Source organism: Pseudomonas sp. Xaverov 83, assembly GCF_019352905.1.
GTDB classification, from domain to species: Bacteria; Pseudomonadota; Gammaproteobacteria; order Pseudomonadales; family Pseudomonadaceae; genus Aquipseudomonas; species Aquipseudomonas yamanorum.
This window is the reverse complement of record NZ_JAAAFU010000075.1, coordinates 930,288-943,370: the sequence shown is the minus strand read 5'-3', so window position 1 is coordinate 943,370 and position 13,083 is coordinate 930,288. Positions and strand designations below refer to the sequence as shown.

The window sequence follows — 13,083 nt, the reverse complement described above, 5'->3', positions numbered from 1 at the left end:
GATACCCTTATAAAAAAGTCAAAACCTTGACGAACAAGGAAAAGAGAACCATCATTTAGCCATTACCCCGCAAATTCCCTGCAAATAGATAGGTAATTGCGTATTACCCAGCGAAGCAAGCCGTTCGTCTGGCGCCACTTATAAAGCAAGCCCTGCCTTTATGGATGAGCAGCCGAACAAGGAAGCCCTGGTGTGCAATGAGGGATGTTTTTATGCGCGAGAAGTCGTCCGTCGACAGCCTGTTTTTGACCCGGGCCGGTTTTATTGAATTTTTTGTCGTTTTCGTAAAGTTGATGCACGGTCTCACCGCTGTTTTTCCGGCACTGATCCTGCTGTTTTATCCGGAACCGATGGCCTCCGAGTTGCGCGCGCACTTTCTCGGCTTGCTGCTGTTCTTCGCGATCATGACGATTATTTTGTTCCAGGCCATGGGGGTTTACTCCGAGGAGTTGTTCAGCAACCGCCTGCGGTTTCGCACCATGCTGGTGGCCTGGTCTTCGGCGTTTTGCATCCTGCTGTTCATGTACCAGATTCTGCAGATGTTCCCGCAGTTGAGCCCGCGCAACCTGGTGTTCTGGTTTATCACCAGCCTGGCGCTGTTCGGGGTGGAGCGGATGGTAATGCTGCGCCTGTTTCGCAACCTGATGGCGAACGGCAAATACCTGCAACGCACGGTGATCCTCGGCTTCACCGACACCGCCGTGCACGTGGCCGACCACTTGCAACGCAACGGTGATATCCGCTCCGGCCTGATCGGTTTTATCGACGACCGCACCGAGCGCATCCCCAAGGAATTGAGCAACCTGCCGCTGCTGGGAAACACCCGCGACCTGGAAAAGCTGATCCGCTCCGAGCAGGTCAATCAGGTGATGATCACCCTGCCCTGGGCCGCCGAACAGCGGATCAACGGGCTGGTGAAGCGCCTGCGGCAGATGTCGGTCAACGTCATGCTGGTACCCGACATGGCCGCCCTGCGTTACGGCCACAGCCGCATCACCGATGTGGGCGGCATCCTGATGTTCAACACCTCCCATGTGCCGCTGCGGGGTTGGTCGCCGTTTATCAAGCGCTGCGAAGACCTGATCCTGGCGACCCTGGGGCTGGTGGCGTTGTCGCCGATCATGCTGATCACGGCGATAGCCATCAAGCTCGACTCCAAAGGCCCGGTGCTGTTTCGCCAGAACCGTTTTGGCTACAACGACAACGTGATCCGGGTGTTCAAGTTCCGCTCGATGTACGCCGAGATGAGTGACTTCAACGCCGACCGCCAGACCACTCGCGGCGACCCGCGCATCACCCGCGTGGGCCGGTTTATTCGCAAGACCAGCATTGATGAGCTGCCGCAGTTGTTCAACGTGCTGCTGGGCAACATGTCGATGGTCGGCCCGCGGCCCCATGCCACCGCGACCAAGGCGGCCGGGGTGCCCTACGAAGTCGCCGTCAGCGAGTACAGCTCGCGGCACCGGGTGAAACCGGGCATCACTGGCTGGGCGCAAATCAACGGCTATCGTGGTGAAACCGACACCCTGTTCAAGATTCAGAAACGCGTTGAATACGACTTGGAGTACATCTCGAAGTGGTCGGTGTGGTTCGACTTGTACATCGTTTTCATGACGGTCCCAGCCGTCCTTTCGACCAAGGAAGTCTATTGATGAACACCCTCAACGGCTTGATTCCCTGCATTATTTCCGGTGGCTCGGGCACCCGGCTGTGGCCGGTGTCACGGCAGAACATGCCCAAGCCCTTCATGCGCATGCGTGACGACCAGAGCCTGTTGCAGAAGACCTTCCTGCGGGCCAGTCACTTGCCGGGCGTGGAGAACGTGCTGACGGTGACCAACCGCGAGATGCTGTTTCGCACCCTGGATGACTACCGCGTGGTCAACAAGACCCACCTGGCCCTCGACCTGCTGCTGGAGCCGTTTGGCCGCAATACCGCCGCCGCAATCGCCGTGGCCGCCCTGCATGTGCAGGAGAATTTCGGCGGCGAGGCGCAGTTGCTGGTGATGCCCGCCGACCACCTGATCCTCGATGAAAGCGCCTTCGCCGATGCCGTCACCCAGGCCCGCGAATTGGCAGAGGCCGGCTACCTGGTGACGTTCGGCATTCAGCCCGACCACCCTGAAACCGGCTTCGGCTATATCGAACAAGGCGATGCACTGGGCCAGGGTTTCCGGGTCAAGCGTTTCGTCGAGAAGCCCGACCTGGCCACCGCCCAGGGTTATCTGGACGGCGGCAAGCACCTGTGGAATGCCGGGATGTTCTGCTTCAAGGCAAGCACATTGCTCGACGAGCTTGCGCTGCACGCCCCCGCCGTACTGGACGCCGCGAAAGCCGCCCTCGACCACAGCCACAGCCTGAATAACAACAACTGCCGCCAGCGCGAATTGAACGCTGAAGGCTTCGGGTCGGCGCCCGATATATCGATTGACGTGGCGCTGATGGAAAAATCCGCGCAAGTGGCCGTGGTGCCCTGCGACATCGGCTGGAGTGATATCGGTTCCTGGGACGCGGTGCGCCAGCTCACCCCGAGCGACGCCAATGGCAACCAAGTGAATGGCGAAGCGATCCTGCACGACGTGCATAACTGCTACATCGACTCCCCCAAGCGCGTATTGGGCGCGGTGGGCGTGAGCGACCTGATCATCGTCGACACCCCGGACGCGATCCTGATTGCCGACGCCAACCGCAGCCAGGACGTGCGCTACATCGTCGCCGAGCTCAAGCGCCAGAACCATCCGGCCTTCAGCCTGCACCGCACCGTGACCCGGCCGTGGGGCACCTACACCGTGCTGGAAGAAAGCAGCCGCTTCAAGATCAAGCGCATCGTGGTCAAGCCACGCGCTTCGCTGTCGTTGCAGATGCACCATCACCGCAGCGAGCACTGGGTCGTGGTCAGCGGCGCGGCGATGATCACTAACGGCGACCGTGAATTCCTGATCAACGCCAACGAATCCACTTACATTCCAGCCGGGCACAAACACCGTCTGACCAACCCCGGCATCATCGACCTGGTAATGATCGAAGTGCAGAGCGGCGAGTACCTCGGGGAAGACGACATTGTGCGTTTTGACGACATCTACGGCCGGGCTCCGGCCGAAGTGAAGCAGTGATGCGTACCGCCCTGATCATCCCGACCCGCAACGCAGCCAGCCACCTCGACCGGCTGCTGCCGGCGCTGCGCATGCAAACCCTGCAACCGGACGAAACCCTGGTGGTCGACAGCGCCTCCAGCGACGACACCGTGGCGCGTTTTCGCGAGTTCGGCGTACGGGTCGAAGTGATCGATGCCAAGGACTTCAACCATGGTGGTACCCGCCGCTGGGCCAGCGAACAAGTCGACGGCGACGCGCTGATCGTGATGACCCAGGACGCGATCCCCGCCGAACCCGAGACGTTCGCCAACCTGGTGGGCGAACTGGAACTGGACCCGCTCAACGGCGTCGCCTATGGCCGCCAACTGCCGCACCCGGATGCCGGTGTGCTGGGGGCCCAATCACGCCACTTCAACTACCCGCCGCAAAGCCGCAGCAAAAGCCTGGCTGATGCGCCGGAGCTGGGGATCAAGACCTGCTTCAGCTCGGATTCTTTTTCGGTGTACCGGCGCAGCGCCCTGCAAGCCGTCGGTGGCTTCCCCGCGGATGTGATCGGCAGCGAGGACGCCTACGTCGCCGCCCGCATGCTGCTGGAAGGCTACAAGGTGCGCTATGCCGCCACCGCCCTGGTCTATCACTCCCACGATTACCGTCTCATGGATGAGTTTCACCGCTACTTCGACATTGGCGTGTTCTACGGCCGCGAGCCGTGGATTCGCCAGGCTTTTGGCGATGCCGGCGGTGAAGGTAAACGCTATGTACTGGCTGAGCTTCGAGCTTTACGCGAAGCCGGTGCATTGCACCGCGTACCCGAAGTACTGGTGCGCAGCGCGTTCAAATTGCTCGGCTACCGGCTGGGCCATCTGGAGCGCCAGCTCCCCCTCGCCCTCAAGCGGCGCATCAGCATGTTCCCCGGTTATTGGAGGTGAGCATCATGACCTACAGGAAGACCCCTTTGATGAAACGAACCTTGCTCGTCCTGGCCATGATGGCATTGGCCGCCTGCAATACGCCCGCGCGGATCGTCGCGCCCGATGGCAAGACGGTGAACGAGGGCAAGCAGGCCCTCGATCGCATGGCCCAGTTGCCGCCGGCGGTGGAGCGGATCCGCATCGGCGACCAGCTGCGGATCGTCCGCGATGCCGGGGAAATGCCGACCCTGTCGGCGTTCAACGTCAGCACGATTTACGAGCTGACGCTGTACACCGTGCAGAACGACGGCAAGATCAACTACCCCTTCCTGGGGCCGATCCAGGTGGCGCGGCGCACGCCGGCGGAAGTCGCCGCCGAGCTGAGCCAGAAACTCGCACCGGTGTATCGCGAGCCTCGGGTGACGGTGAACATCAACCAGGCGCCGGGTAACACGGTGATCGTCGGCGGCGCGGTGTTAAACCCGTCGGCTATTTCCATCGCCACCGCGCCGACCATGGAGCAGGCGATTCTTGGTGCCGGCGGCGTGAGTTCGGTGGGCAACGCGAGCATGGTCGCCCTGCTGCGTGAAGACGGACAAGGCGTTTACCACGCCTACTTCCTCGATTTCAGCCAGTACCTGAAGAACGGCGCTCTGGGCCGCAAGCCCGTGGCGCTGCAACGCGGTGACGTGGTGTTTGTACCCAAGTCCAACGTCGGCGAACGGATCCAAGGCGTGGACACTTACCTGAACCAGCTGATTCCCTTCACCAAATCCATTGGTGTGGGCTACAGCTACACCACGAACCACTAAAGGAGCGACATCCCATGATCGAGATCCGTTCTTTTCGTGATCTTCTGCGTCTGTTCTTCATCTTCAAGCACGAGTTCAAACTCGCGGCGCTTGCCGCGCTGGTGATCATTTTGCTGGGGGCGTTCCTGCTGCCGGCCAAGTATGAATCCACCGCGCGGTTGCTGGTAAAACCGGGGCGTGACTCGACGATGCCGATCGAGGTCGACAACCGTCAGCCGATCGTCATGCCGAGTACCCAGCGCGACCCGATTGTCGACGAAGAACGCCTGCTGACCGGGCGCCCCATCGTGCGTGCCGTGGCCGAGCATTACCTGGACGTGATGGACAAGATGCAACCGCCGCAAGGCGTGTGGAAGCGCACCAAGTGGTACGTCAAGAAAGGCATCAGCTCAGTATTCGACGGTGTGCGAGTCGTGCTGGAAACCGTCGGCATCGTCGAAGAAACCACCCCGGTGGAACGCCTGGCGAAAAGCCTGGAGAAAAACTTCGACGTGACCCACGCCATTGGCTCCACGGTGATGGACATCAGCTTCACCTGGGATGATCCGGAAATCGCCCAGGCGGTGGTCAAGGACTGGGTGGAAACCTACATCGAAGAGCGCACCCAGGCGTTGGGCCGCAAGAGCCTGTACGCGTTCTATGAAGGCCAGGTGTCTTCCAGCGCTGCCCAGATCAAGAGCTACAAGGAGCAGATCCTTACGCACTTGAACGAGATCGGCGCGTCGAGCATCACCGATCGCTTGGAAGACTTGTCCGAGCGGATCAACGTGCTGCGTGGCGAAGTGTTCAACTCCACTCGGCTGATCGCTTCCTCCGACGTGGCGTTGCAGAGCACCCGTGACCAACTCAAGGGCCAGCCCAAAGAGGTGACCACGGTTCGCCAGATCGCGTTGAACCCGCAACAACAAGACTTGCGTCGCCTGCTGAACCAGAAGCTCCTGGAAAAAGCCGACATGATGCGTACCTATACGGATAACGCGCCGCCGGTCAAAGCCCTGGACGCTTCGATCCGTGCCATGCAGGCCCAGGTCGCCGGTGAAAGCGACACGGTGCAAAGCTCCGAGAACCGTGCGCCGAACACCCTGGAAATCCACTTGCAACGGGTACTGCTGGATGAGACCAGCCGCAACCAGTCGCTGCGGACGCAGTTGGTGCAACAACAAAAACAACTGACGGAACTGGAAGCCCAACGCAAGGACGCCCTGGCCATTGAGCCGGAACTGGCGCGCCTGGCCCGTGAGCTGAACGGCACCGAGAAAAACTACGCGCTGTATGTCGACAGCCTGGAAAAATCGCGGATCGACCGTGAACTGGACAAGAGCCAGATCAGTAACATCGCGGTGATCGAGGAAGCCACCCTCAACCCTGGGCGCGTCTTCCCGAAAACCCTGCTGATGCTGTTGCTGGCGATTCCGTTCTCCATCGTGGTCGGGCTGCTGGTGATCTACCTGTGCTACCTGCTGGATCAGCGGATCCACGACGGCGGTCTGGTGGAAGGCAAGTTCGGACTGCCGCTGTGGACCACGCTGCCGGAGCTGGATACAAGCACCGCGCAAAGCACCAACGCCTTCAACGCGAGCATTTATCGCCTGTATGGCTTGCTGCCGCTGGAGCGTATTGCCGAACAGGGCCTGACCCTGGGGCTGACCTCGGCGCGACACGGTGAAGGCGTGAGTTTTGTGGTCGAGCAGTTGCGCCAGTTGCTGGAAGAGAACGGCGTGCGGGTACGGGTCGGCGGGATTGAGCCGGCGATTCCGGGCCAGGTAGTCTTGCTGGATGCCTCGGCACTGCTGGACAACCGTGACGCGTTCATCAACCTGCGCCGTGCCGACCTGATCGCGCTGGTGGTGGAAGCGCAGAAAAGCACGGTACCGGTGGTGGAACACGCCCTGTCGATCCTCACCACGGCGTTCGGCAAGGTCGATGGCATCATCATCAACCGCCGCAAGTTCGAGGTGCCGGTCAAGGTGCTGAAAACCATCGCCAAATACCGGGGTTCGTTCTGATGCGCATCGCCCTGCTCGCTCCCCTGCCGCCTGAAAAGAACGGGATCGCCGATTACGCGAACCACTTCAAGACGGCACTGGAGCAACTGGGCGTCGAGGTGGCTACGCCCTTGACGGGCGTGGTCGGCAGCACGGCGTCGATCAAGCAAGCCATTGCCGGTTTCGACTGGCAGGGGGTTGATCTGGTCCACGCCGAGCTGGGCGGAGGGCGGCTGGGGGAGTTCCTGGCCCTGCGCGAATTGCGCAAGGCCTACCCTGCGCTGCCGTTGACCGCCACGGTGCATGACCCGGAACGCATGGTCTGGCGGCGCGAGCAACTGCCCTTTCCGCTGAACCTGCTGGAATCCTTGCCCAGCCCATTGCCCCAGGCGGCGGTGGTGCTGGCCGATCCCTTGACCCTGCGTGAAGAACGTCACGTCGCCCAGGGCCTGACCCGGCTGGTGACCCTCACCCGCTTGGGCGCCGACTGCCTGACGGCGCGCATGCAATTGCCCGTCGGCAAGGTGGCGGTGATCAACCACGCTAACCTGGATATCCCGCCCGTGGCCTTGCCGCCACTGGACACGCTGCACCTGCTGTATTTTGGTTTTATCTACCGTGGCAAAGGCATCGAAGACCTGTTGCAGGCCCTGGCCGCCGTCTTCGAAAAAGCCCCCGAATTGCGTGACCGTGTGCGCCTGACTCTGGCCGGTGGCACTGCCGCCGAAATGGCGTTTGGCGCAGGCGGCAATTACCTGGAGCAACTGAACAGCCAGATCGCCGAACTTGGCCTGGCAGGCTCCATCGACTGGCGGCTGAATTTGCCCGCCAGCGAAATCCCGCAGACGATCCAGGCGCACCATGTGATGGTGCTGCCGTATCGCGAATCGAAAAAACTCGGCCTGCTGGGCCGCCAGCGTGGTACCAGCGGTGCATTGTCGTGGGCCGCCGCCTGTGGGCGCGGCGCAATCACCTCGGATGCCCGGGCGTTCGCCGAGGAAGTCGCCAGCGGCAATGGCGCCATCTATCCACAAGGCGATGTCGCCGCCTTGAGCGAGCAACTGCTGCTGCTCGCACGCAACCCGCAAATGGCCAGGGACTGGGCCGAACGCGCCGCCGCGATTGGTCGTGAACGGCTGTGGCCGTTGACGGCGCAGAAGTTCGCGACACTGTTTAGTGAAGCCATTGCAGGAGGCAACCATGGCACGTAAACGGACTTACCTGGCGACCCTCGTGGTCGTCGCCGCACTGGGCCTGACCGCCTTTCTCTGGGGCCGCCCGGCCGATGCCGAGAGCCATGTGCTCAAGGGCAACAAAGAGATCGTGTGGAAAGATTTTCTGGGGGTGAACGCGCAGTTCCTGTGGTTCAGTCCCGAGCGTTATCAGAAGCAGATCGACCGCCTCAAGGCCCTGGGCCTGGAATGGGTGCGCCTGGACCTGCATTGGGACCAACTGGAAACCGCCGAGAACCAGTACAACGTCGCGACCCTTGATGAACTGGTGAACAAGCTGCAGCAGAACCAGATCAAGTCGGTGTTCTACCTGGTGGGTTCGGCGAAGTTCGCCACCACCGCGCCGGCCTCCTCGCCGTATCAGGACCAGTTCCCGCCCAAGGACCCGAGTATCTTCGCCAACCGCATGGCGTTGCTGGCCCAGCGTTACCCCAGCGTGGACGCATGGCAGGTGTGGAACGAGCCGAACCTGCTGGGTTTCTGGCGCCCCGTCGCCGACCCGGCCGGCTATGCGAACCTGTTGCAAGTCACCGCAGCCGCGCTGCGGGTGGTGAACCCGAACAAACCGGTGGTGGCTGCCGGCATGGCGTTTTTCAGCGAAATGCCCAACGGCCAGAATATGCTCGACGGGCTGCTGCAACTGGGCGTGCCGAGCCTCAATACCATCATGTCCTATCACCCCTACACCCAATTGCCCGAAGGCAACACGCCGTCGAACCTCGACTTTGTCGAAAAGACCAGCGCCCTCAACCAGAAACTGCGGGCGGCCGGGGTGAGCACCCTGTGGAGTACCGAGTGGGGCTGGTCGAACTATAAAGGCCCGAAAGAGGTGCAGGACTTCATCACCACCCAAGGCCAGGCCGACTACATCGTGCGCCGCGTTGCGCTGATGAGCGCGCTGGACTTCGACAAGATTTTCCTGTTCACCCTGAGCGACCTGGACCAGCGCGCCAGCGTGCGTGACCAGAGTTATGGCTTGCTCGACATCGACGCCAACCCCAAGCCGTCGTATACCGCGTTGCAGAATTTCCTGCAGGTGAGCGGGCCCAAGTTGACCCCCGGCGATCCCCCCACTGCCGACCAGTTGCCCGATGGCCTGTTCAGCATCGGCTGGACCCGTGCCGACGGGCGCAAGGTGTGGTTTTTCTGGTCAGCCCGTGGCGGCAGCGCGCACTTGCCGGGCATGACCACCGCCACCTTGTATGACCCCTTGCGCGGCACCGAAACACCCTTGAGTGGCACCAGTGGACTGGACGTACCGGTCAAGCCGAACCTGCAAATTCTGTTATGGGATTGAAGCCACCCATGCGCATCCTCTGGATCCTGCCCTACTCGCCTTGGCCCGCTACCAGCGGTGGCAAGACGCGCCAGTTTCATTTGCTGCGCAGCCTGGCTGCGCGCGGGCATCGGATCACCTTGCTGTTGCATGACAAACACGCGGTTTCGCTGACGGATCGCCAGGTGCTGGAAGCCTTTCTGGAACAGGTGATCATCCTGCCGCGCCGCCCGCTGCGCAGCCTGAAGACCCTGCTTGCCGGGCTGTTTGCGCCCTACCCGTTGCTGGCCAGTGTGAATGGCCTGTCGGGTGAACTGCAGGACACCTTCGAGCGATTGCTGACCGAGCATTGGGACGTGGTGCAGATCGAACACACCTACGCCTTCCAGCCTTACGAAGCTGCGTTGGCCCGTCGCTCCCAGCCGTTTGTGCTGACCGAACACAATGTCGAATCGTCCCTCGGCGCCGCGACTTACGACCGCCTGCCGGGCTGGGCGCTGCCGTTCATTCGCTACGATCAGTGGCGCTATGGCCGCTGGGAACGTCGGGTGATGCGCCAGGCTGCGCAAGTCGTGGCGGTGACTGAGGCCGACGCTCAGACCCTGGCGCAGATCGCCGGCAAACCTGTACCGGTGGTGGTCAACGGCGTGGATTGCACGCACTTCGCCGCCGCCCACCCTGACCCGACGACCCGTCGCGTGCTGTTTCTCGGCAACTACGAATACGCACCCAACGTGGATGCCATCGAGTGGGCACTGGATGAAATCCTGCCGAAAGTCTGGGCCCGCTGCCCCGACGCTCGCATGAGCGTCTGCGGCTTCGGCATGCCGGAAAGCTGGCGCGAACGCTGGAAGGACGGGCGCATCGAGTGGCAAGGCTTTGTGCCCAACCTGCTGGCCCTGCAATCGAGCTGCTCGATATTTTTGGCGCCGTTGCGCCATGGTGGCGGCTCCAAGCTCAAGGTGCTCGAAGCCCTGGCCGCCGGCTTGCCGCTGGCGAGCACCGACCAGGGCGTGTCTGGCCTGGACCTGGTCGAAGGCCTGGACTACCTCGGCGGCCAGACCGCCGACAGCCTGGCCGACGCCGTGGTGCGCCTGCTGCAACAGCCTGAAGTCGCAGCCCCGATGGGCGAAGCCGGTCGCGCCTATGTGCGCCGCGCCCATGACTGGAGCGTCGCCGCCAGCCAGTTGGAGCAGGTGTACGCGCAACTGTCGCCCCTGACCCAAAAGGAGCCGGCATGCGCATAGGCCTCGATTACCGCACCGTCGGCACCTCGCCGCAATCAGGCATCAGTCGCCAGGTGTACGCCCTGGAAGATGCCCTGCACGCCATGCCCGGCATCGAACTGGAACGCTTTACCGTCGCGCCGCTGGGCGATGAGCTGCGCCTGAATGCCCATTGCCCGGACTGGGGCTGCGCCAAGACCGCCATGCACCAGCCCCATCAGCGCCTGCGTTTCGAGGCAGGGTTCTTGCCCAAAGCCCTGCGCGATGAGCACATTGATGTGTACATCAGCACCTTCAATATGGGCCTGCCACTGCCGCCCAAACCCAAAGGCCTGCGTACCGTGGTGCTGCTGCATGACCTGTTTCAGATCACCCTGGACAACTACCACGCCAATCGCCTGAAGGCGATGATCTACAAGGCCAGTGATCGCCTGTCCATCACCTATGCGGTGCACACGGCCGACCGGGTGTGGACGCCTTCGCAGTACAGTGCCGATGAAACCGCGCGGCTGTTTCCCAAGGCGGCAGGCAAGATTCGTGTGCTGCCGAATCAGGTGGCGGGCTTTGCCGGACTGCCGGCGGACCTCTCGGGCCGACAATTGCCTGAGGGTTTCTGGTTGCTGGTGGGCACCCGGGAATTGCGCAAGAACGTGCCATTCCTGGTGGAGGCCTGGCAGCAGGCGCGCCGCCAATCCCCCAGCGTGCCGGAACTGGTGCTGGTGGGCAGCCTGGAGCACCTGCCCGAAGCGCAACGCAACTACCCGGGAATACGTGCCTTGAGCGGCGTCTCCGACGCTGAATTGCACGGGCTCTACCGCAAGGCCTCGCGCCTGTGGCAGCCTTCCTACGCGGAAGGCTTTGGCTTGCCGGTGATCGAGGCCCTGAGCGTCGGCACTCCGGTGGCGGTGGCCAGCGGAACCTCGCTGGATGAAATCACCCCGCCGCTGGCGCCACGCTTTTCACCCACCGACGGCGCGGCGCTGGTGCAATTGATGCTGCACCTGGCCGACCAACCCGTCGAACAACCACCTGAACAGTTACGCAGCTGGGCCGAACGTTTCAACCACCAGGCCTACCGTCGGCGCCTGGCCGAACTGATCGAGGAATTGAATTGAGAATCTCACTGGGTAGCCTCGTCGCCATCGTCTTCGGCCTGCTGTTTGGTGGGTTGATCCTGTTCCTTTCTCCGGCCAAGGCCGTACTGGCGGTGATCGGCCTGGCCGCTGCCGTGACGATTCTGCGGTTCCCGTTCTGGGGGCTGCTGCTGTTCGCCCTGGTGGCGACGTTCATGCCCTACTCCACCCTCAACCTGGGGATTCGCAGTACGGTCAGCGAGGCACTGATCGCCCTGACCTGGGCGGCGGTGATCTGGCACGGCTTCCTGTCGCGCATGCCCGCCGTGCCATCGCTGTCGCGGCGCCCCACCGACCGGATGTTGATGTGGCTGATGATCTTCACCGTGGTGCCGTTTATCGTCGGCCAGGTGAGCATTACCGCCGAGGCCAGCGGCCTGGCGAACTGGTTGCGCTGGTTGCTGAACCTGTCGGTGCTGTTCCTCGCCGCCAAGCTGCTGGTTGAGCAGAAAAACCGCGAAGCCCTGGTGATCGCGCTATTGCTGGGCACGCTGGCGATGCTGGTGTTGTCCATCGGCGTGTTTATCCGCTCGCGCTCGGCCTCGGGCATGTTGCCGATCCTGACACTGATGAACTACGGCAGCCTCGACACCCTGTCCCTGGGCCTGGGCGCCATGGCCTCGCGGATGGGCTCGCCGTGGATGCACCCCAACGCCACCGGCGGGATCATGGCCTTGCTGCTGCCGTTGGCGTTCTGCTACGGCATCACCAACACCGGCTGGAAACGCGGGCTCGGCCTGGGCGTTGCCTGCCTGGGCGCGGCGGCCTTGCTGTTGGCCAGTAGCCGGGGAGCAATGGTCAGCCTGGCGCTGGTACTGATCTGGATGGCGTCGCGTCGGGTCCCGTACACCGGGCGCTTACTGATGATCGGCCTGGCATTGGCGGCGGCGCTGGTGGTGTCATATCCACCGCTGCAGGAACGCCTGGCGACGATCTTTTCGGCCCAGAACGCGAGTACCGAAGTGCGCTTTGACGAATACCGGATGTTCCCTCAGGCCGTGGCCAGCTACCCGCTGGGCATTGGCTTCAAGGTTGACCCTCCGGTGCCGGGCACGCACCTGCTGGGGATCTCCAACCTGTGGCTGAACTTCGTCTACAAGACCGGCGTGATCAGCATGCTGCTGTTTATCGCCGTGACCTGGCGCTGGTGGCGCGAGTCCCGGCCGGAGCTCGGCCCGATCCGCCTGACCAAGGACAACGCGATCTGGCTGGGCAGCACGGCGGGGATCCTGTCGGCGCTGGTCAGCGGCTTTTTTGACCACTACTTCAGCTTCGCCCTGGTGATGATTGCGTTGTTCTGGCTGATGGTGGGGATCAACGTGCTGGAGGCTCGGCGGTTGTTTCCGGCGCGTCTGCCAAAGGTCAAGACCGTGACGCATCGCAAGCCTGTGCTCGATAGCGTCGGGCCCTAGGG

Annotated in this window: 10 protein-coding genes; all 10 read left to right on the top strand. The window is 62.4% G+C overall.

Translation table 11 applies throughout. The features are described from left to right. Positions 1-212 precede the first annotated feature (212 nt). The 10 genes from K0H47_RS25620 to K0H47_RS25575 are packed head-to-tail and all read left to right on the top strand — an operon-like array spanning position 213 to position 13,081. The gene (locus tag K0H47_RS25620; protein WP_063028462.1) at positions 213-1,652 is read left to right on the top strand and encodes an undecaprenyl-phosphate glucose phosphotransferase; all 1,440 of its coding nucleotides are present in this window, start codon (positions 213-215) and stop codon (positions 1,650-1,652) included. Continuing rightward, positions 1,652-3,112: a mannose-1-phosphate guanylyltransferase/mannose-6-phosphate isomerase gene (locus K0H47_RS25615; protein ID WP_063028460.1), complete on the top strand. Its 1,461-nt coding sequence runs from the start codon at positions 1,652-1,654 to the stop codon at positions 3,110-3,112. Before K0H47_RS25620 ends, K0H47_RS25615 begins: the two co-directional genes overlap by 1 nt. Beyond that, entirely contained in the window at positions 3,112-4,023 is a 912-nt protein-coding gene (locus K0H47_RS25610; protein ID WP_063028458.1) for a glycosyltransferase family 2 protein, read from the top strand. Before K0H47_RS25615 ends, K0H47_RS25610 begins: the two co-directional genes overlap by 1 nt. A gap of 29 nt (positions 4,024-4,052) precedes the next feature. Continuing rightward, positions 4,053-4,817 carry a polysaccharide biosynthesis/export family protein gene (locus K0H47_RS25605; protein ID WP_017476845.1) on the top strand — a complete coding sequence of 255 codons (765 nt, stop codon included), beginning with the start codon at positions 4,053-4,055 and terminating at the stop codon, positions 4,815-4,817. Between the two features lie 14 nt (positions 4,818-4,831). Then, on the top strand, positions 4,832-6,823 hold the full coding sequence (locus K0H47_RS25600; RefSeq protein WP_063028456.1) for an exopolysaccharide transport family protein: 1,992 nt from the start codon (positions 4,832-4,834) through the stop codon (positions 6,821-6,823). Further along, positions 6,823-8,013: a glycosyltransferase gene (locus tag K0H47_RS25595; RefSeq protein ID WP_063028454.1), complete on the top strand. Its 1,191-nt coding sequence runs from the start codon at positions 6,823-6,825 to the stop codon at positions 8,011-8,013. Before K0H47_RS25600 ends, K0H47_RS25595 begins: the two co-directional genes overlap by 1 nt. Then, positions 8,003-9,331, top strand: a complete 1,329-nt coding sequence (locus K0H47_RS25590) for a cellulase family glycosylhydrolase (RefSeq protein WP_093207798.1) — start codon at positions 8,003-8,005, stop codon at positions 9,329-9,331. The genes K0H47_RS25595 and K0H47_RS25590 overlap by 11 nt, the downstream gene beginning before the upstream one ends. 8 nt (positions 9,332-9,339) lie before the next feature. Continuing rightward, entirely contained in the window at positions 9,340-10,557 is a 1,218-nt protein-coding gene (locus K0H47_RS25585) for a glycosyltransferase family 4 protein (protein WP_177026993.1), read from the top strand. Next, a complete protein-coding gene (locus K0H47_RS25580) occupies positions 10,548-11,651 on the top strand; it encodes a glycosyltransferase family 1 protein (RefSeq protein WP_177071592.1) in 1,104 nt (367 codons plus the stop codon). Before K0H47_RS25585 ends, K0H47_RS25580 begins: the two co-directional genes overlap by 10 nt. A gap of 2 nt (positions 11,652-11,653) precedes the next feature. Beyond that, positions 11,654-13,081 (top strand): O-antigen ligase, encoded by a 1,428-nt coding sequence (locus K0H47_RS25575; RefSeq protein ID WP_026077876.1) that lies wholly within the window; start codon positions 11,654-11,656, stop codon positions 13,079-13,081. Positions 13,082-13,083 lie beyond the last annotated feature (2 nt).

What these genes read in the sequence shown, in the direction of transcription:
- K0H47_RS25620 (WP_063028462.1), top strand. Translation starts at nt 213, where the DNA reads ATGCGCGAGAAGTCGTCCGTCGACAGCCTGTTTTTGACCCGGGCCGGT.
- K0H47_RS25615 (WP_063028460.1), top strand. Translation starts at nt 1,652, where the DNA reads ATGAACACCCTCAACGGCTTGATTCCCTGCATTATTTCCGGTGGCTCG.
- K0H47_RS25610 (WP_063028458.1), top strand. Translation starts at nt 3,112, where the DNA reads ATGCGTACCGCCCTGATCATCCCGACCCGCAACGCAGCCAGCCACCTC.
- K0H47_RS25605 (WP_017476845.1), top strand. Translation starts at nt 4,053, where the DNA reads ATGAAACGAACCTTGCTCGTCCTGGCCATGATGGCATTGGCCGCCTGC.
- K0H47_RS25600 (WP_063028456.1), top strand. Translation starts at nt 4,832, where the DNA reads ATGATCGAGATCCGTTCTTTTCGTGATCTTCTGCGTCTGTTCTTCATC.
- K0H47_RS25595 (WP_063028454.1), top strand. Translation starts at nt 6,823, where the DNA reads ATGCGCATCGCCCTGCTCGCTCCCCTGCCGCCTGAAAAGAACGGGATC.
- K0H47_RS25590 (WP_093207798.1), top strand. Translation starts at nt 8,003, where the DNA reads ATGGCACGTAAACGGACTTACCTGGCGACCCTCGTGGTCGTCGCCGCA.
- K0H47_RS25585 (WP_177026993.1), top strand. Translation starts at nt 9,340, where the DNA reads ATGCGCATCCTCTGGATCCTGCCCTACTCGCCTTGGCCCGCTACCAGC.
- K0H47_RS25580 (WP_177071592.1), top strand. Translation starts at nt 10,548, where the DNA reads ATGCGCATAGGCCTCGATTACCGCACCGTCGGCACCTCGCCGCAATCA.